The sequence below is a fragment of the Leptospira adleri genome, assembly GCF_002811985.1.
GTDB classification, from domain to species: domain Bacteria; phylum Spirochaetota; class Leptospiria; order Leptospirales; family Leptospiraceae; genus Leptospira; species Leptospira adleri.
The window spans coordinates 28,469-54,801 of sequence record NZ_NPDU01000024.1 but is presented as its reverse complement, the minus strand read 5'-3'; the positions used below and the strand labels follow the sequence as shown (position 1 = coordinate 54,801).

Below are 26,333 nucleotides of genomic sequence, written 5' to 3'. Positions count from 1 at the left end.
AGATGAAACTAAAAAATATTTGGCTAGTTTTAGCTTCGTTGGTTTTGTTGGTGGCCGGGAATCTTCTAGGTTCTGGAGATCCCTCTTACGTTATGATGGGTTTGGTCCCTGCAACGTTTACGGACATCAAACAATTAACAGAATTCGCTAAAACTTTCAACGCGAATCCGGGTATCACGGATGTTGCGGCCCTTACAAATGGCCAAGCAACGACCATGCATTCTTTGGATGAGGAAATGGTCTTACTTGCTCAAGATAGCAACGAATACAATTTTCTCAACACGATGTATTACAAGGACACAAAATCCACCCTCAATATTTTCGGAAGAATTTTGGATTGGGGCGGAAACGGTGATTTCTCGTTTGTCGGGGAAGCGGATGACGCGGAATTCAAAGATGTAAGTATCGATAGAGTTGCGAAAATTATTTCCTATCTTGCAGAAGGATACGCTGTTTCTAAAGTTTTAGACATGTCGGATACCGGTTCCTTTGATCCGGAAGCGATCCAGGTCGAAGGTGCGATCAACCGAATCATGCAAACCCTGGCCTATGCCGCGTGGTACGGCAACAAATCCATCAATGGACTCGAATTTGACGGTTTCGTTACTGAACTCGTAAAGAGCGGACAGGTGTTCGATGCTGAAGGTGGATTTCCCGATCTAAAAAGTATCAAAGAATTGACAGTAAACATTCGGACGAATTACGGTTTTACAAACGAATTCTGGCTACATGATTCGGTTAAAAACGTATTAGACAATTATTATGTAGGAGCAAAGGAATTCATTGCCCAACCGTCAAACGGGAATCCATCTATTGGTTACAACATTCCGAGTTTAATCGGCGCGCCTTTGCGTAACAGTAAGCTAGATTTCAAAACTGATCTTTGGATCAACAGACACCTCGTTCCGCTTCCTACTTACAGAGCGTCGAATGGAGCTAAAACTCCTGGAAAAACGAACCCGAAAGCTCCGGATCAACCTACGGCAACTGCGGTCGTTTCCGGTGGTCCCATCTTTGGTTCAAAGTGGAAACCTGCTGATATCAAAGATTCTTCGAATTCTGATTCTGCAATCAGTTACAAGATTGTTGCATGTAATCGATTCGGAAGAAGTGCTGTGTCTGCAACTGTGACTACTCCAAGTCCTATGGTTAAAGGAAGATCTGTCGTTCTGACGATTACTCCCGCGGGTTCCGGTGAAACTGCCGACTTCTACCAAATTTTTAGAGAATCTCGTCCTGGAAATGGGGATTTTAAATTAACGGAACGAATTCCTAAGTCCGGAGGAACAACTACAGTTTATTCCGATGTAAACGAATGGATTCCTGGTTGTACGGAAGGTGTGATCGGTGATTTTAACGCTCAGTCTCCGCTGAACCAAACTAGAACCTATCAGATGCTTCGGATGTTACCGATGCTTCAGACTAAATTTTCACCGAACGCAGTCTATCAAAGAAAGATGGCCGGTATGGTGGAATTTTACGGAGGATTGGCTGTCTTACAACCTAACCGCTTTTACGTAGTTAAGAATTTGCCTACTTCAATGTCCAGAGCAGCATAAGAAGGCATTCAAAAATTAGAATTTAAAAAAGGGCAGGTTACTCTGCCCTTTTTTGTATAAGGGATTATGTTAATTTCAAACTCAGAAGGAAAAACCGATATCGCCGCTCTTACGAACGGAGCCGCAATTACGAAGGATCCACTGTCGGTTCCGAAGAAGAAAAGTTTTCACGATACGTTCAAAGATTTCTTTAAAAAAAAGTATAAGAAGTCTGATGATAAGAAAACGATTTGTGTAGACTTCGACGGGGTTATCCATTCATATCAGAGCGGGTGGCTGGGTATTGATCAGATCCCGGATCCACCGGTTGAGGGCGCGTTTGATTGGCTTCTCGAAATTTCGAACTTTTTCAATGTCATAATTTATTCTTCCCGGTGTTCGGACGCGAAAGGAATCGATGCAATAAAAAGTTTTTTGAATACTCGCCAAGATGAATGGCGACAATCTAGATACGCGAGGAATCTCGGTGTCCCGAAAATGAGTAAATTTTCGGATCTATTTCAGTATTCCGCGAATAAAATTCCAGCGCACTTATATTTAGATGATCGAGGAATTCAATTCCAAGGAGTTTTTCCGTCGACAGAAGAGTGTGAAAATTTTTGTTCTTGGGTAGATTCAAAAGAATTCAAGAAATCATCGTCTTCTTTAAAAATAAAAAAGGGGGATGTGAATTCTGATCCAACAGAAGCACAAAAGAAAGCCGGAAATTATAAAAAGAAACATCTAAAAATTCATGATCTTCCGATTACGATTGAGAATCCCGCGGGAAGCAGTCGGAAAGGTATCGACCCGGATGGAAAATCTTGGGAAACAAAAATGAACCACCATTATGGTTATATAAAGGGTTCAAAGGGAAATGACGGAGACCACATAGACGTTTTTATCGGACCGAATCCAAATTCGGAAATTGTTTTTGTAATCAATCAAGTGAATCCGAAAACAAAAGAGTTCGACGAACATAAAGTTATGCTCGGATTTGATTCGGACGAGGACGCAAGGAACGGTTACCATTCTTGCTACGAAAAAGGTTGGAGTGGACTTGGAGACATGGTCTCCATGACGATCAACCAGTTTCAAAACTGGTTAGAAAATTCGGATACTCAAAAGGAAGTTGAAGAATTCTTTCATAAAGCACAAGCGGCGCAAGTTGGAGAAAGAAGAACTTGGAATGACGGTCTTCAACATGAAAAAACTTCGAGTGGAGATTGGAAAGCGGTCGGGGCCGGAAAAGAATCTGCTCAAGCATATAAACCCACCGCAAAAGTTCCGACATCCGGGAGTTCCAAAACTCATGCAGTCACCCACGAACAAAAGGCCGTCGAAGTTTTGGATCGTTGGAAAGAGTTTGAGCAGAAAGCAAAAGAAAGAAATAAAGAAAGAGTCGCTAGGACTCCTCCGGAAAAACGAGCGCAACTGAATGACGTAAAATACGCCGTTCCGGGCGATATCGTTCGAATCGAACGTCCAAACAGCGGAAAAATCAATCGTGGTCATATCGCGGAAGTTATGGGAAAGGTTGATGATATGATCAAAATCAAACTTCCATCCGGAAGTGAATTTCTTTTTTCACCTCATGATTTGGCCTATGCGAAATCATCCGGATCTCAACAGATCTTTTCATATCAGTTCTTAAAAAGTTCAAATTCGGAAAATCCAAACATTCACACTTTTTCCGACGGAAATACTTATCAGAAAGAAGGAAATGGTTGGCGTTTGATTTCATCAGAAGAAGAAAACGATTCATCTCCGGAGGAAGATAAAGAGTTCGTCGAAAAGGCAATGAAGGCTGGAGAAAAAGTTCCGGTTAAAGTACTTAAGAATTATCCGGAACTTTTAAAGCAATTTCCGGAATACGAAAATCGGGTCAAGTCCATCGAGGCTCTTTCAAGTAAATTCCTGAAACAATGAGCGATTCTATTCTTTCCAAACTCAAATCGAAACCAAACATGTTTCCGCGGTTTTATGCGGTTCTCGGAGCCGCGGCAACTGATATACGAGACAAGTGGGAATTTTTGGCGGGAAAGCGCGCTGGGGTTTCAATCAAAAATGGCGGATTAGGTTGGTGGGGTCAACAGTATCTTGCAAACGGACAAATCCAAATCAAACGATCCGGTTTGGGATACCAGATTTTTTATGATAGCAACAAGTCTTCGTATGATTTCGAAAAAGTAGCAGAAAGTGGTCGCGGTTCTTTTGATATCGCTTCCTACCTACTCTCGAATTCCAAGAAAGTAAGAATAAATGCAAGAGGAAAGAAATTTCTGATCATTCCGATGAAAGGAAAAGAAGAACAATCCGCTTCCGCGGTGATGAAAATTCTTTCAACTTCCAAGGTAACCTCGCCAATGGGTGGGAAAGTAAAAAGGAATTCTTATTCGGTTGAAAAAATTGAAAATAAATCTCGTACAAACACTGTAAAATTTCAGCAGTTGAATGAACGAGGTGGAAGTTCCTCAAGTGTTAGTAAGATGGTGGTTTTAACAGAGGATTCGAATTGGGAGCCCTATCCAGAAATAACAGGACAGAAATTTGTTCAAAGAATGCAGGAAGAAGCAGATAGGATTCTCAGAAGTCCTGAATTTTTAAAAAACCTTGCAGAGGCATTGACGTTTGACTTAAAAGAAATCTATTTAAAGAAGAAAAAAAAGAAATGATACTTTGTCTTTATCAATGCGATCCGGAACAAAGGGTAATCGAAGAGCTCGCAAAATTGTTAGAAGAAAGTGGTTTGGAAGACCGTTCCATAACTTCCAAAGAGATCGTTACCTTTGGGCATCCTTTATATACTTATGCGAGCGCCGGAGAAATAGCGAACGATAGTTTTTTCCCTAAGATAGGAGTTGAGTTTCAAAATGATGATATCTCATCAGACTTAGGAATGAACCTTCAATATTCCGATTTCAATGAACAGATAAAGCGGAAATTGCGGTTTTATAGGGATCGGCATGAATCAGAATTCGAAAATCCGGATTTTGCTCAATTTGATAAAGTCCTAAATGAAAATTTCAAGACAGTAGAATATTACACTAGTCGGGTTGAATCGAATGTTTTGATCACGGGTTGGGGTGGAGGCGGTGTCGCAGGGAGACGAACAAGTAACGATCTTTATAGAATCGTGACGGCCCTTCTCCCATTTCTTTTTACGAGAATTTATAAAAACTACCGCGTTACCGCGCGTATCGATGGAAGGCTACAAGCTAATATCGAAGCGCCGGAGATTATGCGCGGCTGTTGGGGTTTTGAATTCTCGATAGTAATTTCGCAGTTAGTCCGAGTTTACAAATTCAGCAAGGAACCGTTTATCTCAAAAGCAGACGTATATTTCGATGGAAAAGATTCTGATGGTTCAACTTATCAGGCAGGAATAAAATTTCAGGCATTGCACGGAAAAATTAAAAATTATTCTCCTGATCCTAAAAAAATCTGATTGATTTTTTCAAAGGATACTTCTCTTGTCCACATGCCATATGGCAGGCAATGAGAGCTCGACTCCTACCTCTTCAGAGAATAAAGAAAGTTTTTTAGAAAAGTTCATCACCGAAAAAGAGGAACTTTCGCGTTACTCGATGGCGCATACATTTCGTGTTTTTTGTACTCAAAATTTCAAAAAATTTAACGAGTTGAAAACCGAGAATGATATCAAAAATGCCTTCGAACTTTTTTTTCATGGAAGAGAACCAAAAGAAGAATCGAAAGCACCTGCCACCTTAGAATCTAAAGGTGGTCTTAAGTAATGGGAACTTCGGGAAGTGTTTTTCAGGGAAGAGCGCTCGTAGCTCCTGGAGCTCGCGGTAAATTTCAAAGTATCGGAGCGAATCCCGGCGCCGGCGCGGATAAATTCACTTTAGTTCTCATCGGTAAAGCCGCGAACGGTGTTTATTTTAACGATTCGTCTTCTCCTTCGCTCCGAGATGATCAGCGGTACTATACAATTTCCGGCGGAGTAAACGGGTACAATCAGGCAAAAAGTATTTTAGGGAGTGGAGAATTACTTCAAGCAATCAAGTTCGCGACTTTTCCCTCGAGTGATGACAGCCTTGCTCAAGGCCCGCAACTTATCAAATTTCTGAACATCTGCCCAAATACAAAGGCTTTCAATGACTTCCCGTCTTTAAAGACCGGTCAAACGCATAAAATCTCTTTTCCAATTCCGGGCCCTAACGGGAAGAAGGTTCGGTTTTATAAGAACATCACGGATAAGACAATTCAAATCGGTGATGACAAAGGAATTCTACAATCGAGAAAACTTGAGAAAGCCGTTTTCAACGTTTCTTATATTGGAAACGCTACGGCCGCGCTTTTGGAAATTGACGCAACAAATCTAAAAGTAACTTTAACCGGATCCACCGACAATTCCGCTTCGATTTCTATCAAATTCGCGGATTATCCAACGATCGGTGAAGTAGTCGATCAGATCAATTCTCAAGTCGGATACGTGGCTTCGCTCATCGAATCTCCAGAATTTTTAGCTGCAAATCTTGATCATATCGAAGCGACCGATTCAAATTCAGTAAAGGCGCCAACGAATCAATTGATCTACGCGGATCTTTTTATGGAACAGAAATTCATAGAGGGAACCGGTTTCGGTGAAGTCGTTTTAGGACCGGTAAGGAAACCTTTCGCCGGTTCTACGATGTTTAAGTATCTTTCGCAAGGCGGAACGACCGGAACACCCGGATCCACCGATTTAAAAGATGCGATCACCTTCTCCAAAAAAATCTCTGGGTTATACCGAAACATTCTCTCTTCCACCCTTTCCGACAAAACGTATTTTAAACAAGTTTGTTTTGATATGATCTCTCCGGATACCGGATTGGAAACAATCGGAGGTTGCGGAGCCGACGGAGTTTTAACAATTCCTCAGAGACAGGACGAAGGCAGAACGCTCGGAACGTACTGGATGACTTACGGATTGGAATCGTTTCGAGATTTTGATATCAACGGGATAGAGCAAACTTTCCCTGGGTATTTTCTGGCCGTAATCGATAACGCAATTTCCGCGGCGAATTCTCCAAGAATTTCTCCGACATGGAAGTCTTTGAATATTCTGAAAAGCGCGGAGTATATTTCGCGAGATTCCGCGGTACGGGACGCTTGTATCAAAGCCGGAACTTTGATTTTAGATCAAAAACCTTCCGACGATTCCTGGGTAATTTCAAGAAGTGTAACGACCGAACGAAAAGATGATTTGATCTTAAATGAAAAATCATCCGTTGCAACCGCACTTACGATGGTTCGCGAGCTCCGGGTTGGCTTTAACGCGAAATTCATCGGACAAAGTATGGTCGATGATTCCTCCCCTGTTTCGGGTGTTCGTGTTCCGGATGTTCTCAACTACATCGAAGGAAAACTCGAGTATTTTGTTCAACAAGGTTACATGATCGGTTCCGCGGCGCTCGGTGTCGAAGCATTCAAGAAGAATTTCTCTATTCAAGTCGATGGGGACACTTGGTCCTTCATGGACCTTGAAGGGAACGTTACTACACCTTTGAATTTCATTTTCTATATTCTTTCCCTAAAACCATTGAGAGGTAAGGCATAAAATGGCTGATCCGCAATTACCCGAAGATCTCCCGGATCCGTCGATCCTCGTCGGATCGAACGCTCAAGTATATATCGATGGGGTAATTGCCGCCTACATAAACGACGTCGATATCGATGAAAACTACAATCAGACGCCGTTTTATGCGTTGGGTGATTTTTTTCCGAAAACGACAAAACCTTTACGTTTTGAAGGCACTCTTACCGGAAAGATGTATATCGTCACCGACAATCAAGATCCGGGTGCAGTCAAAACTCTTCCCGATCTAAGCAATATCATTTCTCACAAAGGGAATCTGCTTGAGTTTAGAGAGAAAAGTACCGGAAAAAGAATCCTTCGCGCTCTGTGCAAGTTGGATACCCGTAAAACAGGACTCAGTACTGAAAACGGTTCCGCTTCCGATATTTCTATGAAAATTATCCGGATTCAAAAGAAAGAGGCTTATAACTGATGGGACTTTTCCCGGGAGTTGAAAGAAGTTTTTCCTTTGAATTGGAAGGCAGCATTTTCGCGGGTAGTTTTCCGGTTAGGAAAGTTCGTCGGGATATCGACGTTGAAGTTGCTCAAAGACTGAAATACGTTCCACTTAACTCGATTCCATCGGACACGTATTCATTAGAGCTGATGTGCGTTACTTTAAACAAAGTTTTTACGACGAAACCAAAAGAACTTGAAGGTATCGATTTTGCAGATCTTCCCGACGATGAAATTATCTTGAAGATTTGGGAAAAATACAGAAAACTTGAGAAGGTCTACGAAGATCAGTTAAAAAAAAATAACCGACCCGATTTACCTAAGAGAACTGATTCGAACGAATCAAGTCTTCCTTTTAAACCTGTATCTACTACTAAACTACCGGACGCTGCCGAGCGAGTGGACTAGTTTAGAGGACATTGAGGATGAAGAAAAATTAGCGATTTTCTTCGCCGATTCCCTTCTCTCAAAATGGCTGAATAGATACAAAGGAACATTCGATATTCAATTGGAAATCGATTCCTTAAAATCAAAAAGTTATAAAGCATTTCTCGAGGTTTGGGAATTTGAAGAATATCCACTAAGCCGAGCGAAGCAGTTAGGAGAAATTCGTAGACTCGATAAGATTGCAGAACTTGAGAAACTCAAAGAATTTGGATAACGATGGCGAACGATAAAGTTGAAATCAATGTAGATTCTCTTGCAAAACGAATTTACGAAAAACTTGCTCCCGAATTAAGAAAAGAATTCGATCGCCGTAAAAACTCCCCAAACATACCTTCTGCGTCCGACCCCAAACCTTCGAGCGGAAGCAAGGAAAGTAAGAAAAAAAAGAAGCCTGGATCAACCACCGAAGGCTACCAAACCGGTGATCACACTGGAACAGGGGTTGAAACGGATCTAAACGAACTAAGATCGGGAAGATTTTCTGGAATTCTTTCGAGAAAAGTCGCATCCGCTAAGAAAATCAAAGACGCATTCAAAGAATACCGTGAGAAGAAAAAGAAGAAAGACAAGGATGAAAATCTTCCCGGAATGCCCGATGCTTTCAATCCCACGGGTGGCGGCGGGAAATATGATAAGCTCGTCGTTAGAGAAGCCAAGTTTGATAAAGTCATAGGCTTGACTGGAAATGGCGGGGGTGGCGGCGGAGGTCGCGTCTATGGTGGGAAATTTACATTTCCGGAAAGGGAGCCGACAGGCGGAAATCAACCCGCACAAGGACAACCTACAGAAACAAAGTCTTCGCTACTCTCAAAAATTGGTTCAGCGATCGCGCCGGCTGCCTTTGGTGCCGGAGCCGTAGTCGGTGCCGCAACTTCCTTAATTTCCTCGATGGCCGGAATGCACCAACAATCCCTTCAATCACAGGATTCGAGTTTGGATGCAATGGGAGGTTACGTTGGCGGTGGTGGAGGACTGATAAAGAATGCAGAGTATGCGCAAATTGGAATTGCCCGTGCGAGAATACTAGGAGGGGAAGGAAGGGACCACATTAGTAGTAATGTCGTTTCTGATAAGAATAAATTGGCAATTCAATATGGATTGACTCAAGGAATTGGAGGATCACAGGGTTCGGAACTATTCGCAAAGATGAACAAATACGGTGGTTTTCGAGAGAGTAGCACTGAATTAAAAAAAATCATGTCCGATGGAATTCGTTCTGGTTTCTCAGGATTAAGACAATCTGAGTTCTTGTCGAATATCTCGTCTGTTTCGGAAAATGCTTATAATTCCGGAATGGGACTTCAAAGTGCGGAAGATATCTCGAGGACATTTTCAAATATTGCGAGTTCCGGAATACGTGATAACAGAGTGAATTCTGTATATCAAAATTTGAATGATAACGTTTCTAAAAAGGGAAATTTTATGAATTCGGTTTTGTTAAGCGAATACACGGCATCGGGTAAAAGTCCATTAGAAGCGATGTCTATGGCTGAACGCGGGATTTCGGATAAACAAAATGCCAATACATTGAACGGTTTCATGTCTTCATTAGGTTTAGAACCGGAAACTTTAGGTTTATTGCAAAACCAATTAGGAATCACTACTGCTACTGAATCTTATTCCATGGCAAAATCAGGAAAGAATTTATTTGATTTAGGTAAAAGTACAAACATTTCAAATGAGGGAGAGCAGGCAGTAGAAAAAGTTTCCTCAAGTGAAGGTCAAGTATTTAGAAGTCATGCAAACGCATTAGACTCTATGGCCGCGACAAGCGAGATGTTTATTAAGGCTAGTCAAATTCAGGAGAGAGTTTTTGATACTATAATAAATACCATCGGAAAAATGGATTCAGTGGTGAAAAAATTAGAAGGCTACTTCAAATGATTTACTTAATATACAACACAAGTCTCTTTTGTCCAACACTCAATCCAAAATCATTAATGTCTACTTGATCTATTTTTCCAGATACATCATAAACTTTACCAATTTTAATATTTCTTACTTCTTCTTTTGAATTAACCAACTTGATGACTTCGACAACGCTTATTGCATTGTTTATTTTTTTTAATTCTTCCAAATTATTGTTCGGAAGAATTTGATCATATTCGATTAAATAATTGCCAGTATTTTTTCCAATACTCCATTTTCTTGTAGAGCCTTTTTCAGGAATCACCGTGTTCGCGCGCAAGTTAGAAAAAGATATATTTTCACCTTTTAATTTAACTTTCAAGGATGACATTTCTTTTTTAAACTCTTCTTTCTTTTCGGATACTGCAATTTCATTATCCTCTTTTAAAATTTTGTATTTCCATAAGGATTTGAATAGATTTAGAACTTTAATATACTCATCTTTCATCATCTCATCTAAGGATATTTTATTAATCGCCTCTTTGTATAATGACTCGTCCTCAATATAGACCGTTAAATAAGATGGATTGTAATCAATAAAACCAATATAGCCTGCAATCGGAATATATCTTTCATTCCCTTGCTTTATTTTTTCTCTTTCTTCATAGGTAGTACAATTTCCATTTTCTTCAGGCTTTGAAATTTTGATTATTTTTATGGCGTCTATTTTCTTATTGGAAACAAACTTTGGGAGTTTTTCATTTCCAAATTGAAATTCAGCATAGTGAAGATGTGATTTTAAATTTTTGTTATGGATGTAGCGTTTCAGCGAATATTCGTCGCCATCCCCATTTTCCATTTTTCCAAGATCATCAATATTCAATATTTCAATGGAATCGAGAGAGAGAAATTTTCCTTTCAATTTAGAATTTAGAGAAACAATTTTCATTTCTGAAGAATCCTTCATCAGAAAATTCAGGAGATTCAGTGTATTAGAATATTCTGCTTCGCTTTGTCGCACAGGAGAGTTCTGTAATTTTTGGTTTAAATTTGAGTCAGAGTATAACCTTAAAGAAAATAAAAAACAAAAAGTTATTATTAAAAAATACTTCATGAATAGCTCCAAATAATCACGATTAAATTTTGGATTAAAGCAAAGTAAGTCAAGATTTAAAATACTTGATTTCTTAGAAATTCTTTGAATTTGTCCAAAATCGGAATGGCGATTAAAAAGAAATTATTCGAATCTTTCACTCCTGCAAAGAAAATACAGTTTTCAGGACAGGGGCCCTCGGCGCCGTCAATTTTTAATGGATTGGAGCTCGCCGAAATCACTAAGGTTTATTCCGGCCTTTTCAAGTATCGTTGCGATGTTAGGTTGTTTACCGGAGAAGAAAAAACAAAATTACGACTACCGGGTCCATTTTATGGGGAAATGGGATTTTTCTCCGGCCATAAAGATTCTTATCAAGAAGGACAACTTTGTCTTGTGGGATTTATCCAAAACAAAAGAGATAACCCGATCGTTCTAAAAATTTTTTCGTTTCCCGGTGGGATTAAAACTCAAACGAATCTAAAAGTAAATTTGGATTATGATCCGAAAGAAGTATCAACAGGGCATGAATCAGGACACAAAACGATTTGGGATGAAAATGTGCTCAAACACATCGATAAATTAAATCAAATTCGATTTAAAATCGATGTCTCAACTCCCCCAATTATCAATTCCCTCGAGAAAGCAACACAAGGGGAAACTTTAAAAGCAAAGTTGGAAGAACTCATTGATATCGTAAAAGACATTTCAACCGGGATAGCGAATCTCACAGTTCAATGTAACGCACCAGGATCCGCATCTGACGTTCCTAACAATATCGCTAGTTTTAATTCAGCGGTTACTAAGCTGAACACCTTAAAATCAACTCTACCGAAAATTCTCTCCGAAGTTTTAAAACACTACTAATATGGGAAGTATTTGGGATCATTTTTCCGAAACTGAATCTGAACATGAAAATCATGTCTCAATCAAATTCGATTTTATTAAATCAAAAAATACAAATTCCTGCGAGTACTGTTCTTCCCATTGGGGAACGAAGGTTAGACTTTTTGCGAGTTATTCAGATTTCGAAAATTCTGAATTTTTTGGAGGTGATGATACTGTCATTCACGATCCGAATGGAGCGAAGATCGCGGGCTGGCCAGGAAAAAATAACGTAGGTAGAAATGCGAAGTCTTATTGGCTTTGTTGTCCAGTACATCCGAATTGTGGTTGCGAATTTAAAGATTATAGGTTTGTTAGGTCCGAAGAAAAAATGGAGGAACTTGAGGACTGGTATTCTAAATTAGAATTCTAAATTTCTTTATCCCAATTAGGATTGAGTTTTCTTTTTCCCCATTTTACTGAAATTGTTTGATCGGCAATGCCGGCGCCGGGAACCCATGTTACGTCTATCCCAGTTACATAGAATTTCGGATCATACATTTCCAATTCTTTATGAATTTCTTTACTTTGGATTTCGCCGTTCTTATTTACAACTTCCATAATCATTCCTTTGGAAATTTCTCTAAAATATCCACCTGAAAAAGATCCTGAAAATATTCTTTCTCCGGTCCCGAACGTGTTAAAGATCTTGGATTGAATCGAGTTTAATTTTTCTTTGAATACACTTTGCGATGCCGCGTCCTGAGATTCTTGCGGGAAACCAGTCCCATCAAGTACGATAGATAAAACTCTTTGCCCGAACTCTGCAAGTAAAGAAGGGCTATACGTGACTGGGTTTAGAGTAAGTCCAGTGATGTTATCGAAGATTCCAACGTTTATATGCACTCCGGAGAAAATATCGGCAGAGGATTCAGACAATCTGAAACCACTTATCAGCGATTGTTCAACTTCGGCCACAAGACCTTTGGGAACGATATCAGTGTCGAGATATTCAAAAGGAGTTTTCCGATATACGAGAGTGGCGAGTGGAAGATCCGGAGAGGAGATTTTTTCTTTTGTAAGTTTTTTTAGTAAGAAAGGCAATGTTTCGCTGATATAAAAATCCACTGCCTGATCATAATGAAAAAATAATTCGTAAAGTGGAGCCTTTGCGAGAGATTCCATCAATGACCAAATTGATAAAGAATTTCCAAACGTCTGTGAATTTATCCATTGGAGAGTATGAAGGAACGTTGTCGTATAAGGAAGCGAATCTAAACCTTTCGATGTCTCAACTAACTTAGAAAATAGATTTCCTCCATAACTTCCGTTCGAAAGTAGATGTTCAATCGCGGAATTTGCGAGAGACTTCAGCATTAAAGTCGGGCTTTTTGTTTCTTTGATCGCGTTTGAAATAACTTGTAATGCAATTTGTAATCTACTCGCAGGCGATTTTGAAGCGGATTCCGCGGGCACAGACGCAGAAACAGGTTTCGCGTTATCGAAATCTATGAATAGAATTTGGGAACTGATCGCCTCTTCCAATCCTTCGCCGGAAATCCCGTATTCAGAATCACCTTTCGCACTCGCTTCATGATCACTTTCAGAAATGCGTCCCGCGAATTTGATCATTTCGTTTTCTGTAATTACGATGATTCTACCCGGACGAAAAAGTTCCCTCACACGAACACGCTGGTTATTGACTAAAATTTCATTTCGCGCACCTTTTGGAAGATCAATACGAAAAGACCCACCTTCAAGTCGATCATTAAAATTGACTCTTTCAAGAAATTCCTTCGGAATCTCGATCGGTGATTTCAAAGCGAGAATTTCACCTGCGCTATATCTTTTCGAAACTGCAGCAGGATTATCCGGAAGAAACCCGAAAAGAAAAACTCTGAATGAAGGGCTGATTGCGTGTATCATTAAAAATTTCGCCTCCTTCTTAACTTAAAACTTTTGAAATCTCCGATGGGATTGATTTGAACGACATACTCAATGGTATCTCCGTTGAATTCAAAAGATACAATCGACGCATCTTTCACACCTAAGTCGGATTGCATATTTTGGAGAATCCGAGATGGAATTACGAGATTGAAAAGACTGTCCGGCGCGGACCCGGGTTCAACGTTTGCTCCGATTCCTGTATGAAATGGGATCTGACCTGGAAGAATTCGAAGTTTATCCAAAGCACCATCGACTAGGCAATCAATTCCGGAAGTTAGCGCCAAATCCCCGGCCTCGACCTCAAAATCGTAATCATCGGAAAGAAGTACGTCTTCTCCAAAATACCATTTTTCCAAAATCTCTTGGGTTTTTTCCGGAGACAAATTTTCTAAAATTCTATGTTCTGTGATCACGCCTGTATCGATTTGGGAATATGATTTCTGAGACGGAACCCGAATCGATAAACCAATGATGTCGTCCCCTCTTCCAACAAGCAACATTCCGTTATCATTGATTAGGTTTTGAACCCGCTCGGGAGATCCGTAGTAAAGAGTTGCAATTATTTCCAAAGTCATTCCGGGTCTTACTACGATATACGTGAAACTTTGAGAAAGGTTTTGATTGTTCACGAGAATTAACGCGGCGCTTATATTTGCCAAAGCCATTTGAATATCAAGAACGGAATTTACTATCGGATCAGTTGCAAGTATGTATTCGGATTCCTTAACTTCATTTCCGGTAAAAATATTATTGTAAATGGAAACAGGAAGTTCACTTTGATTTATATCCTGCTGGGAAGAACCGGAAGTGATCGGTTTTTGCGGATTGTCCAACGCGCCCATCTCCGGAGTTACCGAATTCGGAAAATACAGTTGATTTAAGAGTTCATGAAATTGATTTGTTTTCTTCTTTAGCGGTCCCCCCGATTTTGCAATTTTCTTGATCGCATCCTTATTCGTAATTTCAAACTGTTTCAAATCCTTTTTCATTTCATCCGCGAGATTCGCAATGTCATTGTAAAGATCCGTTACTGAGGAAAGATATTGTAGCGGTCCGGATAGATCGGTTAGGATATTATCGAAAGCAAGGAGTGCGTTATTGATCAATGCTTTCGGATCCGGAAGTGCCGGTCTTCGAAATGGCGCCCTCGCGGAACGATCCTCAATTCCAATTAGATTGAGTGACCAGAACCAAGTTAAAGGATCCTCTTTTGATTGGGAAATCTTGAATCCTCCTTTTTCAGAAAAAACAACTTCCCAATGAGCGTCTCGATCGTAATCGTGAAAAATCATCACGGTATCTTCAAAATTGAAGGGGGTATTTCCGGTCGCTTTCGCTTTTATATCCGCGGCATTTGGAAAAAAAGGTGAGAACGTCGGAACTCGGCTATCGGCTTTGTCTTCGTCTCTGATTTCGTGCATGAGATAGACTAAATCGAAAAAATCTAGATATCCTGCCTTCTTGATCGGATTCAATCCCTCGAGTTCTTGGAGAAGAGCGCTTCCGATCGCCGACGCGGCTCCCGATAAACTTCCGAATGCGCCGGCCGGTTTTCTTACGGGTGGACCTTCATACTGTTGCCAAATCTCTCCGGAAAGCGCAATATCGCAAATCGAGTTTCCGTTATCGACAACTTGAACACCTCCGAAAGTTGGCTTCACGGAAATGTTGTAATTATAAGAGTGTTCTTGTCTAGAAAGACCAAGAAGGAAAAAATATTCTCCAAAAGAAATTTCCAGTGCGCCAGGAGTCGAAAGACGTTTTTGAAATTCTAAACTGAAGGCGCCTGTCGCTTCAAACCCGCCGGTTCCTCTCGTAACGCTCGTTGCCAAAGATCCCATATTCGATGAGGACAAAGCAATCTTTAGAATTTAAAAACAAGTCCTTTTTTAGTTGCATTTTTACTTAGGACAATCTTTTGTCCCTTCCCCGTGAGCGAGCCAAGTCCATACGTTCCAAGGACATTCTTAGGTTTTTTTTCTAACTTTGTAAGCTACGTGGTTGCTGCAAAAGTTAGGCTCACGAATTTCAAACCAGGTTCGAGAATCCGTACAATTCTCGAAGCAATCGCTGCGGTCTTATCCCGAATTGAATCCGAATTTTTTGCGGCCTATCTCTACGCGATTCGAACTTCAAGTTACGAATCATTCGGGTTTGGATTACTTGAGGGAAAAAAATCAACCGGTTTTATCCGCTTTGTAAAAACAGGACATACCTCTACATTCGCAATTCCAATCTTTACGATTTCCCTCTTTGGCCAAGACTACCAATCCGTTTCTCCATCGAGTATTTCTGTGGGGCAAACTTCCGTGGATATCGATATCCGCGCATTAAATTCAGGATCGCAATACAATTTAGATCCACAAGGTATCGATACCAACTTTGGAAAAGGTGATGTTTTTCCAAGCGCGGACCCGAATGTAATTCTTGAATTCGATCGAATTTATAACCCCTTTTTAATCTCCGGCGGGACTGATCAAGAAACGGAAGAGGAAAGACTTATCCGTTGGCAGGAATTTGTAAATAATCTTGGAAGATCTACGTTAGCCGGAATTCTTTCCGGCGTAAAATCGGTTTCAGGCGTAGTGGATTGCTATGTTACTGAAAATCTAAACCCAATTAACGGACAATCCGAAACCGGTTGGATCAATATCTACGTATCAGATGGAACGAGTAATACCGCTCCAACGATCATTCAAACTGTCACAGATAAGATAAAGGGAATTCTGGGAACCTCCGAATTCGGCTACAAAGCGGGCGGAACACGGTTATTTGTCGGAAACCTTCTGATTCAATCTATCTCTTTCCATTACGAGCTCGACGTTCTCATTTCAACGCAACTCTCTGATGCTCAATTCAAGGTCTTAGTCGAACAGGCGATTTCAAATTACGTTAACAAATTACGGAATGGAGAAGACGTTATTTTCGATCGATTGAAGGGTGCGGGTATTAACGCTCATCCTGATATTCAAAGAATCCGCTTCGTAGGGATTTCAACAGATATCGTCGTTCCTTTAGGATCCGTTCCTAAAATTGGAGGAAACGGCGGCGGTTCTATTGTTTGCGATCTGATAAATAGGATCAACCAACCATGATCGCGAAGTATCTTTCTTTATTTAATCGATCAGGTGCAGTTTTCAAAGCGCTTTTTTTTGATCCGGAACGAATTGAAAAACCTCAGATTAAAAACATCAACGATATCAACAAAGGCGCCGTTTTCAATGCCCTTGAATGGCATTACAGATTCGTAAAACGACTCATCGAAGAATTTCCGCTTACGAATGCCTCCGGATTCCTCCTAAAAGCCTGGGGAACTTTCTTAGGTGTTCCGAATGATCAAGCTCTTCCGGATCCAGAATACAGAGCCAAGATTCTTTCAAAGATTCTCGCGATCGTGGGAACGCTTCCGGCGATAAAGAATTTGGTAAAGAATATTGATCGGGTTGAAGTTAAGGAAGCGCAAGACTTAGGATTCTTCCTCGATGTAGCCTACCTTGACACTCCGGTCTTAAAAAACAGACCGTTCGGGTCCGTAATGACGCACCCAACGAATGCAATATACATAATTTTTAATACGATTTTCGATATAGATTCAGCGCTTTTAAGAACAATCTATCAGCTAAAGAGTGCCGGCATTGGAGTCTTTGCCGGCGTGATTACCGAATATCCTAAATTCGGATTTTTGTATTTAGATTATGGTTTTATCGATAAGGATTATTCAGGAGTAAATTAATGACCGTAGCTGCAATTCCCGCAAGTAATTCCGTTGCAAAGAGGACGCTCTACAATCCGAATCAGAGAGTGAACTCAAAGACAGTGGGTCCGATCCCAGGTTTAGAAGACGACATACTCGTCTATCCCAAAGCCATTGCGATGATTTTAAGAGAGCTCTACATGCTGGATCCGGGAGAGATTCAGTGGTTTGGATGTGATATACCTTCTTTCACAAATACGACAATCAGTACTTTAAAAGGAAGTTTACTCAAAGACGATGAACTCTATTTCTTAGAGGCACTTTCGTTGCAACCGACCAATCAGGCATTTTGGGGATTTTATGAAATTGAATTGGTTCAACAAGATTCGGATTTAGCGAACCTTCAATTTTTTGATGTTTCAACGAACTCATCGTTTCAACAAAATGCGAATACTAGAAAATCCTATATCGTAAAAGTTTATGAAAACTATAATACCACCGCAGCCTTCCCCACACTTACTCCGGGAAGAATCAAGTGGTTCGAATATAAGAAGGATGCTGCGTTCGGAAATGTGATTTCCGTGAATAAGATTTCTAACTCAGTAAAAATTCCTAAAAACAAAAACGGAACTCTCATCACTCTCGAAGATAGTACTGCATTGCAAATTCCGATCGGTTCCGTGGTTGAAGATAACTTGGATCGACTGTCTTCTTCCCTCTTCAAAGACGCGAACGGTCAAGCAATTTCAAGAACATCTTTTTCAACTCTTTGGTCTGCGATCCGGAAAGCTGTGACAGGTATCAATCCGACTTCGGACAGAGTAATTGTTTCACAGAATTGCATCGAAGGGCAACTTGTAAAATTCTCTTTCACTGGCGGTGGGATTACGGCGCTTACCGAATACTATGTAAGGAACCCGACTGCTGCGGACTTTCAAGTTTCGACAACTCCTACCGGATCAATCATCGATCTCACTGCGAATCAATCCGGGGACGTCATTGTCAATGTTGAATACGGATTTGGAGACGGTTCAACCACTTTCAATTTGATGGATCGTGGAGGAGTTTTCGCGAGAGGATCTGGACTAAACGGAACAAGGGCGAAGGCCGCCGGTGGAAATTATGATGGTGGCGCAGTCGGATTCAAAGGTCAGGACATGGGCCATAACCACGTACATACGATTCCAAACGTCGCGGAAAGTAGCGGTACGGCAAACTGGAATTATGGATCAGGGACAATCGATTTCGTCACAAAAACCACGAGCTCACCGGCTGCGGTTGGCGGAACCGGGGCACCCCGGACCGGAAATGAGACTACCCCCGCCTGGGTTGCTGTAAGATATAAAGTGAGGGTCGCGTAAATGAATTACGTAATTGATAAACAAACGAAAGAAGTTCTGTGGATAAATACAGATCCAAAACAAATTTCCGGACCGGAAGTCTGGTTTGAATTCAATCCGAACAATCATCGTGTGGTTTATTCAGTAAATTATAATCCACAAAAAGGTGATATTTTCAATGCGGAAATTGTAGATGGAGTTGCTTCCGAGTTTCAGCCAAAATCTGTTTACGATAAAATTTCAGGAATCGAGCGATCACTTGAAGATTGGAACGATAAAATCAAATCTTCGGAAACTGAAATCCAACCTATCCCTTTTGAAAAATTTCAAAAATTCAACGGAACAACATGGGTTATTGATCAAGAAAGAAGGAGTGCTTATTTTTTAGAAATCAATTCTGCAATTTTTAATTCTAAAAAGGAAAGTTATAGGGGAACGGTAGAGTTCAAAAATACTATTTGGGATTCTGGAAAGATTTACCACGATAATATAAACTCAGTTGTAAGTTTAGCTTCTAAAGGGAAGATTTCAGAAATTCCCCCTTGGAAAGATTCGAATAACGCCTTTTCAATTCTTACAATCGACGATCTTCAATCACTAGCTGAATTGATTGAAATTGATTTATACAACGCCGGAATCGCACTCTATCAAAAAAAATGGGAAAACGAAAACACGATCAAAAGCCTTTCGCCAAGTGATTCGTTTGACCCAAATTCTGCGTGGGAAACAGATGTTTGAAGATTTATTGAAAGCATTAGGATTAGGTGTATGTATCGGTGTTTACACTTTCGTAAAACATTTGTACGACAAATGGGTTGAGAAGAAAGCGATCGAGAATAATAAAAAGAAATCTCTCGGTAAGATCGAACTAGTTTTGAATATCAATTCGATGGTACAAGACCGTCTCGCTTTACTTCGCGATCATTACTCAGCAAGTCGAGCCAAAGTTTTTCAGTTTCATAACGGTGAGTATTACCTTAACGGTGCCGGCGTCGAAAAGTTCTCAATGTCGCATATCTCCGTAAAACCGGGAATGGCCGTTCCGTATAACTTTGAAGAGTACTATACAAAAAAAGAGATTTCGATGTCTGTCGAACTCATTAAACCGATCTGTGACTCATCGTTTTATTATCTTAAAACAGATGATCTTCCGGAAACTTCGCGGTGGAGAAGAATTTTCCGTTTTAACGATATAAAGGCCCATCTATTCGCCAAAATCGATTATCAAGGATTTGCCGAAGGTTTTATTTCGATTTCGTGGCATGATGACCTTGAACACGATACAGACCCAACTGAAATTATTCGCGCCGCGGAAGAAATCGGTTTACTTCTAAGGACAGACAAATGACTCCGGCAAACGCTTTGAAAGGTGTTGAACAAAACAGTAAGATCGCTCCGGTCTACTCGGTAGGATTCGGCTCCATGTGCGGTTACATCGCCGCGTGCGTTATCGGTTCTGCGGTCATCCCAAAAATGGCGAGTGTCGAATACATTCGCTGGTTTGTGGATTATATGGAGCCGAGATTCGGTGCGGCCGGAATCGGCGAAAAGATCCTTCAGAATTTAAAACTAAGAAGCATCGTCGATACATGGCGTCGTAATAAAGAATTTCGGCTCGGAAGATTTATGGAATGCTATGCCGAGGCTCTCAAAGAAATTCTGAAAGACAATACGATCGAAGTAAATTTAAGAATCAACGGAGATTGGACCGAAATCGACGACGCGCTTGAAAAAGGTTCTGCAGTTATGCTTGGAACCTCACTTACGAAAAGTGGCCATTTCATTGTACTACGGAGAATCGTTTATATCAACGGAATCAAATACTACGAAGTTATCGATTCCTACGGAGACTGGACTACCGGTTACAAGAAAAAAGAAATCAACAATCGGTATCTTGCCGAAGACCTCGTTTCTCACTGCGGAATTGATTCCAACAAAGGGATTCATGCGAATTTTATTTATCTCATTCAACTTGGAATTTAAGGAGAATTCTATGAAAAAACAAATCAAGTACGTCGGGAGAATTGCCAAGGATGAATGTAAGAAAAAATCTTTTGCAATCTTCGTGGTCGCCTCTCTTATCGAGGCAGGTTTACAAGCAACCGGTAAAGCGTCGATGCTATCCTTTTTGGGTCAAAACATTACGTATTTCGGAGTCATTGGGATTTGCTCATTTACGGTTTATATGAAAAAACCTCTTACCGAAGTAGTAAATTCTTTCCGGAGCGGAAAAACGAAAGTTGAGGCGGATCCAAATCATGAATAGAATCATTGCCTTTTTAATTTTATTTTCCCTTATTACCTGTTGCGCGACAATTCGTCCGAATTTCGAAGAAGCAATTCAAAATTCTGAAAACGCTTCGAAGGAAGCTGCGGACCTCGCAAAAAAAGTCGATAACAAACCGATCTCAGAGATTACAGAAGAGGAAAAAGACAAACTTTCAAAAAAACTAAAAGAATTCTCTACCAAGTTTGCAAACAACGCGGAAATGTTAAAAAAAAGCAAAGCATACGGAGACGAATGGAAGCAGAAAGCAGAGGATTATAGACCAGATGCTGAAACTTGGAGAACGATTAAGTTTTTCTTTTATGTTTTTCTAATTTTGTTCATAGCGGTAGCTTTAGCTATTTTAGGAATTCGTTTGTATCTAAAATATGGATCTCTTTCCGGTGTGGCGAATGTTGCGAATCTAATTTCTAAATCACCTGTGGATATTCCGTTTTTAACAAAACATGTTGAATCTAACGTTATCCCATTCTAAAAGTATTTCCTATCTCTTCCTCGGGTCCAAAAGATCCGAGGAGTTTTTTATGGTTCTAATCTTTTCTTCAATTCAACGTAGTATTTTCGCATTCGTTCGGTCTTAATATATTGTGGAAGTTCTTCCCATCTCTTCGGTATTTTTCCTTTTCTTAGAAAATTCTCGCAATGAATGATCCACAAATTTTCTTGTCTTTGTATGTAATCATCATTTATTTTTTCATCACCCATGATTGAAGATAATTTTTTGGAAAGGAACTTCGATCTTCGTTTTTTAGAATTCCAGAATCCTGCACATTCCCCATTCTTCTCCCAGAGAACATACGAAAGCAACATAGATGAAAGCGATCATCACGAACGTTGCCGAAAAGATTCCCGTAAGAATCAGAGTATGACTTCTTCCCGGAACGATACCAATAGAAAGCATGATCACGATCTCAAGAATCCCGTAAGCGCCTGAACCGAGGAGCCAAAAGAAAAACATGATTAAAAGGATGCCGATCATTTGGGCACCTCATTTTCCGTATCTAATTTAGATCGAACTTCCTTATGTTTTTCTGATCGTTCGCTTGCTTTACCCCACCGTTTCATAGTAAATCCTCGATTGTAATTTGAATCGGAAGGGTTCGTTATCTCGATCTTAATATCGAAGCAACCGCAAACATGAGTAGTTCCGGCATCGTCGTTTAGAGTCACACGCCTATGAGGAACTTCTTCGCTATCGTAAATTATTTTCATACGAGTTTAAACCTTTCTTCGAGTCTACCGAGCAACTTATTGATTTCGAAGTGCCGCTGCGGAGTTCGATCGATCATCTCAATCAGATCCTCGATGAGATCGTTCTTGCCTTCGTCATACTCTCGGAAGTCTTCGTGATTCGGATCAATTCGAAAGTTAAGAATTTCTTCTTTGAGTGCGGCTTTGTATTGATCAAGTGTAAGACCTCGATCATAGATAGAAATTTGTTTACCTGGCATTTTAGCTCCTTAAAACCCGGATACTCTCCGGGCTTCATGTTATTTCAATTGAAAGAGGGTATTCGATCCGCTACTTAGATAGGTGTCGGGATATTTACCGTCCCATTTCTTAATTCGTTCCATCTCGACCATCATAGGTGTGATTTGTTGAGATTTAAGTCTTAACGCTTCCGCCTCAGCTCGGGCTTGTGCGATCTGTTGTTCGGCTTCAACTTTCACTTTTTCAAGTTCGTTTTTAGCTCGCAAAGCATCTTGTTCTGCTTTCTGCTTCAACTCAATCGATTCAGAAAATGTTTTAGAGAATTCAAAATCCTTCATGGACACTTCATCCACTAGGATATAGAATTTTCCAAGTTTAGTTCTTAGTAGCTCGTGAATCTCTTTCGAGACTGTTTCTCTTTTAGTCACTAAGTCTGATGCAGTAAACTGTGCTGTTACGTGTTTCATTGTTTCTAGAATCGCAGGAACAATAATTGTTTCTTCGAAATCCATTCCGACTTCTTGATACAATTTATTAACTTGGTTTGGCGACAAATGATAGGTTAAAGTAATTTTAGTATGAATTTCTTGCAAATCACTTGAGGGTGCTGCAGAATTCGCTTCTACTTTCTGAACTCTAACATCGATACTCGTGACTGATTGGAAAAAAGGAGTAATTAAATTTATTCCTTCTCCAAGAATTCTGTCCGAAACTGAACCTAGGTTTGTTACAACCCCTCGATGTCCGGTACTTACACACTTGATTGGATTGAAAATCAATACCAATATCACCACTAAACCCTTAAGCCAATGCTTTTTAGCCAAATTCAAATATTCTTCCATTTTAAATTTCTCCTTAAAAATGAATGCTCAAAACAACTTCGGTTCGTTTTCTTCTAGTCTCGACACGCACAACGGATTCAGCCAGATCGCTTCGGTCCGCTCGCGGCGCTTATTGTCTCTCGTTGCCTTTTCTTTCCGGATCCAACCTTTCGTTTCTAACCGATTGGCGTAGAGGTCGGAAGGATAACCCGAAATGACCACCATACCTTTTAAGGAAACGATCAAGTTCAAAAGATTCTCGTGCTCGATCACAGATTTCATTTCGTGAGTGTAAAGATCTCCAGATCCGCGCACCGATCCGAGGTAAGGTGGATCAAGATAGAAAAGTGTATTTGGTGAATCGAGTTGATCGGCAATTTTTAGGAATGATTTGTTTTCGATCACAACTCCACGAAGTCGGGACGCCGCTTGATAGTAAGGCTGGATGTCTGACCATAATCGCGCTGGGATGTATCCTCCGGAGCGATCGAGATTTCCGTGGACTCGGAAGGAGCCGCGGGAAGATCGATTCTGCCCGATGTTCATCCAGCATTTCGCACAAAACTTTAAAGCGCGGTCAATCGAGGTTTCTTCAGGTTTATTTTTGGATACCGCCCATTCATGTATTTCCCGGGAATACGGCGTCCACTTAATGCGGCGAATCAGCTCTTTAGCAGTATCGCGGTTTCCCAACATCGCCATGAAGTTGGTCACTTCAGAATCAAGATCAAAATAGTATTCCGCGCGCGCCGGTTCTTTTTGAAGCAGGACGTTCGCTGCTCCGCCAAAACCATCGACGTAAACGTCGTGAGTAGGGAAGTAGGATTGTATCCACGGCCCCAAGAGAAATTTTCCGCCATTGTATTTAAGAGGAGGACGTGTGATCATGCAATTTCCCTCTGCCCTTTTTCGATATCTTCTATCATAGCCAAAACACGGGAGATGTTGCTTTGTGTGTCTTTAAATTTTTCGATCAGAGTTTGCGGAATGAGCTCGTTTATTAAATCGATTTTCTTTTGGACTTCCCATTTTGAGAGGTAGGGTCTCGTTGCATCAATCCCAAGGTTCTCTAAAAAGATCTTAATTTCCTCATAGGTCTTAATTCTCTTTTCGAGAGTTTCATTCTGCTCCGCAACTTTCCAAATCCTTTCTTCTACTTTCTTACGTATTTTCCCGCTTAACGCGCGTCCGAAATTTCGATCCTCCTCCTGAGTTTCCAACCAATTTAAAAGACGTTCTTTCGCATTCGCCTTCCAGTAGTTTGTATATTGTTTGTCGATTCGCCACATAAGAACATATCGAAAGATCTCTTCAGGAATTGATTGTGTTCTATAAACGGATTTTTTTCGGATAAAGAGACGAGTCCCGTTCTTTGAGGTTTCGTAAAGACCCGCTTCTTCCGGAAGTTCCTTCGGGTTGATCAATCCAGGCGGAGTAACGAAATAAAAATGATTACAGTAAATGAGATATGATCTCCATTTTTCATCCTGAAGAAAATCAGATCTCGATACTTTGATTTCATAGGCGGTTACCGCATCTTTCGACCAGGATTTCGGCATTGACCACCCATCCATTCGGAAGTGATGAGAACCCATCGATGGGCCAGTCTTACACTCCGGTAAATAGATATCGTTGGCGTGCTTTACTTTCAATAGTTCGCTGATCATGTGAGCTGTAATTTTTGGATCTTTCATTTCTGATTCCTCTCTTCTAATCCGGCATTCCGAAGTGCAACGTAGATAATATCCCAAACCCCGCGGAGTTTCCGGTGAATTCCTTCCGCTCTACTCGACTTCCAAACCTTTTTCGGATTAAAATCCTCGCTCTGCATAAACTTCGCATCGTAGGAACCATAGGCGCCTTTCGTTGCCTCGGTTGTCTTCCGATCATTCGCAATGTATGCGCAAGAGTGTTCTCTTTTTTTAGTCTCGTCGCCATTCGGCCAGATTTCAACTTTTACTACGATCATCCTTCACATCCTTTCCCGATTTGGCCGTGGTTATTCAGATCAACAAACTTTGTCCAATGAACCCACCCTTTCTCCGGACAATGGAATCCCCAGCCCCTAATCGCGGGTCCGGTTATAAAGATCGTCACCGCTGATTGATTTGTAACTTCAATACGATGAGCAAATTTTGAAGAACGAAATCTAAACCCAGAGCCGGTGATCCGCTTTTTCTTATGAATTCCCCCTTCCTGGATCGTATGCTCAATGTATTCACCTTCGAGCAATATCGAGAGAGAAACCCACGGATGGTCATGCAACGCGCGATCATCATCACTCTTTAGAAATCGGTGAAGATAGACGTTGAAGAGTCGGTTCCTTGGAATCAAATACCACCTTTGCAAATATGGGTCGGCGGGATCACCAATGACAACGTCCGGATTTCGGGATTCTATGATTCTTTTTGCGATTTGTAGGATTCTCATTTTTTCTTCCCTTTTAATTTTATAATGAATCTTTTCTTACAGGAAGAACAGATGATAACCTTTGCACCTTTCCTTTTCTGTATGAACTTCCCACCACAATCACAGCTTCGTGTCTCGATAACTGAGTTCACCATTTCATTCATCTGTTCTCGACCTTTTTCCATTTTCCTTTTTTTAATTTCGGGGTGGAGCTCATGAAGAACTCTCTTATATTCGGAAGAGATACTTTTATTTTCGTGATGAAGTCCGTCGCCTATCATGTCACCAAGTTTGATCAGACGATTACTGAGATATTCTCGACTAATATCTTGCATTAGTTTTCTTTCCTCTCGTGCTTAAGATTATTATGAACCGTGAAACCTTCTTTCTCGAAACAACTTGTGAGGCCGTGATCAATCAATAACTCTACTTGGCGGGTCCAGTCCTTTTGAATTAAGTCGTAACTATTTCGGAGATCTGTTAATTCGGTTTCTAAAGAGAGAACCTTCTGCTCCAATTCTGCTCTAATTTCGTGAGGACTTTTTCCTGTATTCTTAACGAGAATTAGAGAGAGAGTTCTTCCGGATAAATCGTTTAGATCGAGTTGTAAGTAATT

General features: G+C 40.6%; 29 protein-coding genes. 18 read left to right on the top strand and 11 right to left on the bottom strand.

The window, feature by feature from the left end; all coding sequences use genetic code 11:
- The first annotated feature begins 2 nt into the window (after window positions 1-2).
- The 9 genes from CH376_RS11035 (at window position 3) to CH376_RS10990 (ending at window position 9,906) form a co-directional block, all read left to right on the top strand.
- Window positions 3-1,559 (top strand): hypothetical protein, encoded by a 1,557-nt coding sequence (locus tag CH376_RS11035; protein WP_100787361.1) that lies wholly within the window; start codon window positions 3-5, stop codon window positions 1,557-1,559.
- A gap of 66 nt (window positions 1,560-1,625) precedes the next feature.
- Window positions 1,626-3,467: a hypothetical protein gene (locus CH376_RS11030; RefSeq protein WP_207767206.1), complete on the top strand. Its 1,842-nt coding sequence runs from the start codon at window positions 1,626-1,628 to the stop codon at window positions 3,465-3,467.
- Between the two features lie 104 nt (window positions 3,468-3,571).
- The gene (locus tag CH376_RS11025; protein WP_243394819.1) at window positions 3,572-4,213 is read left to right on the top strand and encodes a hypothetical protein; all 642 of its coding nucleotides are present in this window, start codon (window positions 3,572-3,574) and stop codon (window positions 4,211-4,213) included.
- A 56-nt stretch (window positions 4,214-4,269) separates the two neighbouring features.
- Window positions 4,270-4,986, top strand: a complete 717-nt coding sequence (locus CH376_RS11020; RefSeq protein WP_243394820.1) for a hypothetical protein — start codon at window positions 4,270-4,272, stop codon at window positions 4,984-4,986.
- 25 nt (window positions 4,987-5,011) lie between these two features.
- Window positions 5,012-5,293 (top strand): hypothetical protein, encoded by a 282-nt coding sequence (locus tag CH376_RS11015; protein WP_243394821.1) that lies wholly within the window; start codon window positions 5,012-5,014, stop codon window positions 5,291-5,293.
- Entirely contained in the window at window positions 5,293-7,101 is a 1,809-nt protein-coding gene (locus tag CH376_RS11010) for a hypothetical protein (RefSeq protein ID WP_100787365.1), read from the top strand. The genes CH376_RS11015 and CH376_RS11010 overlap by 1 nt, the downstream gene beginning before the upstream one ends.
- 1 nt (window position 7,102) lies before the next feature.
- Window positions 7,103-7,552: a hypothetical protein gene (locus tag CH376_RS11005; RefSeq protein WP_100787366.1), complete on the top strand. Its 450-nt coding sequence runs from the start codon at window positions 7,103-7,105 to the stop codon at window positions 7,550-7,552.
- A gap of 41 nt (window positions 7,553-7,593) precedes the next feature.
- Window positions 7,594-7,983 carry a hypothetical protein gene (locus CH376_RS11000; RefSeq protein ID WP_243394822.1) on the top strand — a complete coding sequence of 130 codons (390 nt, stop codon included), beginning with the start codon at window positions 7,594-7,596 and terminating at the stop codon, window positions 7,981-7,983.
- A gap of 255 nt (window positions 7,984-8,238) precedes the next feature.
- The gene (locus CH376_RS10990; protein ID WP_243394823.1) at window positions 8,239-9,906 is read left to right on the top strand and encodes a hypothetical protein; all 1,668 of its coding nucleotides are present in this window, start codon (window positions 8,239-8,241) and stop codon (window positions 9,904-9,906) included.
- A gap of 1 nt (window position 9,907) precedes the next feature.
- Here the strand turns inward: CH376_RS10990 and CH376_RS10985 are convergent, their stop codons facing one another.
- Window positions 9,908-10,984 carry a hypothetical protein gene (locus tag CH376_RS10985; protein WP_125231980.1) on the bottom strand — a complete coding sequence of 359 codons (1,077 nt, stop codon included), beginning with the start codon at window positions 10,982-10,984 and terminating at the stop codon, window positions 9,908-9,910.
- Window positions 10,985-11,089: 105 nt separating this feature from the next.
- On the opposite strand from CH376_RS10985, the gene CH376_RS10980 reads away from it, so the two are divergent.
- Window positions 11,090-11,830, top strand: coding sequence for a hypothetical protein (locus CH376_RS10980; protein WP_243394824.1), 741 nt, complete (start codon window positions 11,090-11,092; stop codon window positions 11,828-11,830).
- A gap of 387 nt (window positions 11,831-12,217) precedes the next feature.
- Here the strand turns inward: CH376_RS10980 and CH376_RS10970 are convergent, their stop codons facing one another.
- On the bottom strand, window positions 12,218-13,420 hold the full coding sequence (locus tag CH376_RS10970) for a hypothetical protein (protein ID WP_243394825.1): 1,203 nt from the start codon (window positions 13,418-13,420) through the stop codon (window positions 12,218-12,220).
- Window positions 13,421-13,713: 293 nt separating this feature from the next.
- Entirely contained in the window at window positions 13,714-15,576 is a 1,863-nt protein-coding gene (locus CH376_RS10965; RefSeq protein ID WP_100787371.1) for a hypothetical protein, read from the bottom strand.
- Between the two features lie 453 nt (window positions 15,577-16,029).
- On the opposite strand from CH376_RS10965, the gene CH376_RS10960 reads away from it, so the two are divergent.
- Genes CH376_RS10960 through CH376_RS10925 form a run of 8 tightly spaced genes read left to right on the top strand, consistent with a single transcriptional unit; the run spans window position 16,030 to window position 21,531 of the window.
- The gene (locus CH376_RS10960) at window positions 16,030-16,830 is read left to right on the top strand and encodes a hypothetical protein (protein WP_476737511.1); all 801 of its coding nucleotides are present in this window, start codon (window positions 16,030-16,032) and stop codon (window positions 16,828-16,830) included.
- Window positions 16,827-17,468: a hypothetical protein gene (locus CH376_RS10955; RefSeq protein ID WP_100787373.1), complete on the top strand. Its 642-nt coding sequence runs from the start codon at window positions 16,827-16,829 to the stop codon at window positions 17,466-17,468. The genes CH376_RS10960 and CH376_RS10955 overlap by 4 nt, the downstream gene beginning before the upstream one ends.
- Window positions 17,468-18,790, top strand: a complete 1,323-nt coding sequence (locus CH376_RS10950; protein WP_100787374.1) for a phage tail protein — start codon at window positions 17,468-17,470, stop codon at window positions 18,788-18,790. The genes CH376_RS10955 and CH376_RS10950 overlap by 1 nt, the downstream gene beginning before the upstream one ends.
- Window positions 18,791-19,507 carry a DUF4376 domain-containing protein gene (locus tag CH376_RS10945; protein ID WP_100787375.1) on the top strand — a complete coding sequence of 239 codons (717 nt, stop codon included), beginning with the start codon at window positions 18,791-18,793 and terminating at the stop codon, window positions 19,505-19,507.
- A complete protein-coding gene (locus tag CH376_RS10940) occupies window positions 19,500-20,117 on the top strand; it encodes a hypothetical protein (protein WP_100787376.1) in 618 nt (205 codons plus the stop codon). The genes CH376_RS10945 and CH376_RS10940 overlap by 8 nt, the downstream gene beginning before the upstream one ends.
- Window positions 20,114-20,752, top strand: a complete 639-nt coding sequence (locus CH376_RS10935; RefSeq protein ID WP_100787377.1) for a hypothetical protein — start codon at window positions 20,114-20,116, stop codon at window positions 20,750-20,752. The genes CH376_RS10940 and CH376_RS10935 overlap by 4 nt, the downstream gene beginning before the upstream one ends.
- 10 nt (window positions 20,753-20,762) lie before the next feature.
- Entirely contained in the window at window positions 20,763-21,035 is a 273-nt protein-coding gene (locus CH376_RS10930; RefSeq protein ID WP_100787378.1) for a hypothetical protein, read from the top strand.
- Window positions 21,028-21,531 (top strand): hypothetical protein, encoded by a 504-nt coding sequence (locus CH376_RS10925; protein WP_100787379.1) that lies wholly within the window; start codon window positions 21,028-21,030, stop codon window positions 21,529-21,531. The genes CH376_RS10930 and CH376_RS10925 overlap by 8 nt, the downstream gene beginning before the upstream one ends.
- 47 nt (window positions 21,532-21,578) lie before the next feature.
- Here CH376_RS10925 and CH376_RS24575 read toward each other — a convergent pair whose 3' ends face one another.
- From CH376_RS24575 to CH376_RS10875, 8 genes are all read right to left on the bottom strand, one after another.
- Complete coding sequence (locus CH376_RS24575) at window positions 21,579-21,761, bottom strand: hypothetical protein (protein ID WP_100787380.1); 183 nt, start codon at window positions 21,759-21,761, stop codon at window positions 21,579-21,581.
- 43 nt (window positions 21,762-21,804) lie between these two features.
- Window positions 21,805-22,035, bottom strand: a complete 231-nt coding sequence (locus CH376_RS10915) for a hypothetical protein (RefSeq protein WP_100787381.1) — start codon at window positions 22,033-22,035, stop codon at window positions 21,805-21,807.
- 229 nt (window positions 22,036-22,264) lie between these two features.
- On the bottom strand, window positions 22,265-22,507 hold the full coding sequence (locus tag CH376_RS10905) for a hypothetical protein (RefSeq protein ID WP_100787383.1): 243 nt from the start codon (window positions 22,505-22,507) through the stop codon (window positions 22,265-22,267).
- A 39-nt stretch (window positions 22,508-22,546) separates the two neighbouring features.
- The gene (locus CH376_RS10900; protein ID WP_100787384.1) at window positions 22,547-23,329 is read right to left on the bottom strand and encodes a prohibitin family protein; all 783 of its coding nucleotides are present in this window, start codon (window positions 23,327-23,329) and stop codon (window positions 22,547-22,549) included.
- A 27-nt stretch (window positions 23,330-23,356) separates the two neighbouring features.
- Window positions 23,357-24,196 (bottom strand): DNA adenine methylase, encoded by an 840-nt coding sequence (locus tag CH376_RS10895; RefSeq protein WP_100787385.1) that lies wholly within the window; start codon window positions 24,194-24,196, stop codon window positions 23,357-23,359.
- A complete protein-coding gene (locus CH376_RS10890) occupies window positions 24,193-25,002 on the bottom strand; it encodes an MmcB family DNA repair protein (RefSeq protein ID WP_100787386.1) in 810 nt (269 codons plus the stop codon). Before CH376_RS10890 ends, CH376_RS10895 begins: the two co-directional genes overlap by 4 nt.
- On the bottom strand, window positions 24,999-25,277 hold the full coding sequence (locus CH376_RS10885) for a hypothetical protein (protein WP_100787387.1): 279 nt from the start codon (window positions 25,275-25,277) through the stop codon (window positions 24,999-25,001). The genes CH376_RS10890 and CH376_RS10885 overlap by 4 nt, the downstream gene beginning before the upstream one ends.
- A 457-nt stretch (window positions 25,278-25,734) precedes the next feature.
- The gene (locus CH376_RS10875; RefSeq protein ID WP_100787389.1) at window positions 25,735-26,052 is read right to left on the bottom strand and encodes a hypothetical protein; all 318 of its coding nucleotides are present in this window, start codon (window positions 26,050-26,052) and stop codon (window positions 25,735-25,737) included.
- Between the last annotated feature and the right edge of the window lie 281 nt (window positions 26,053-26,333).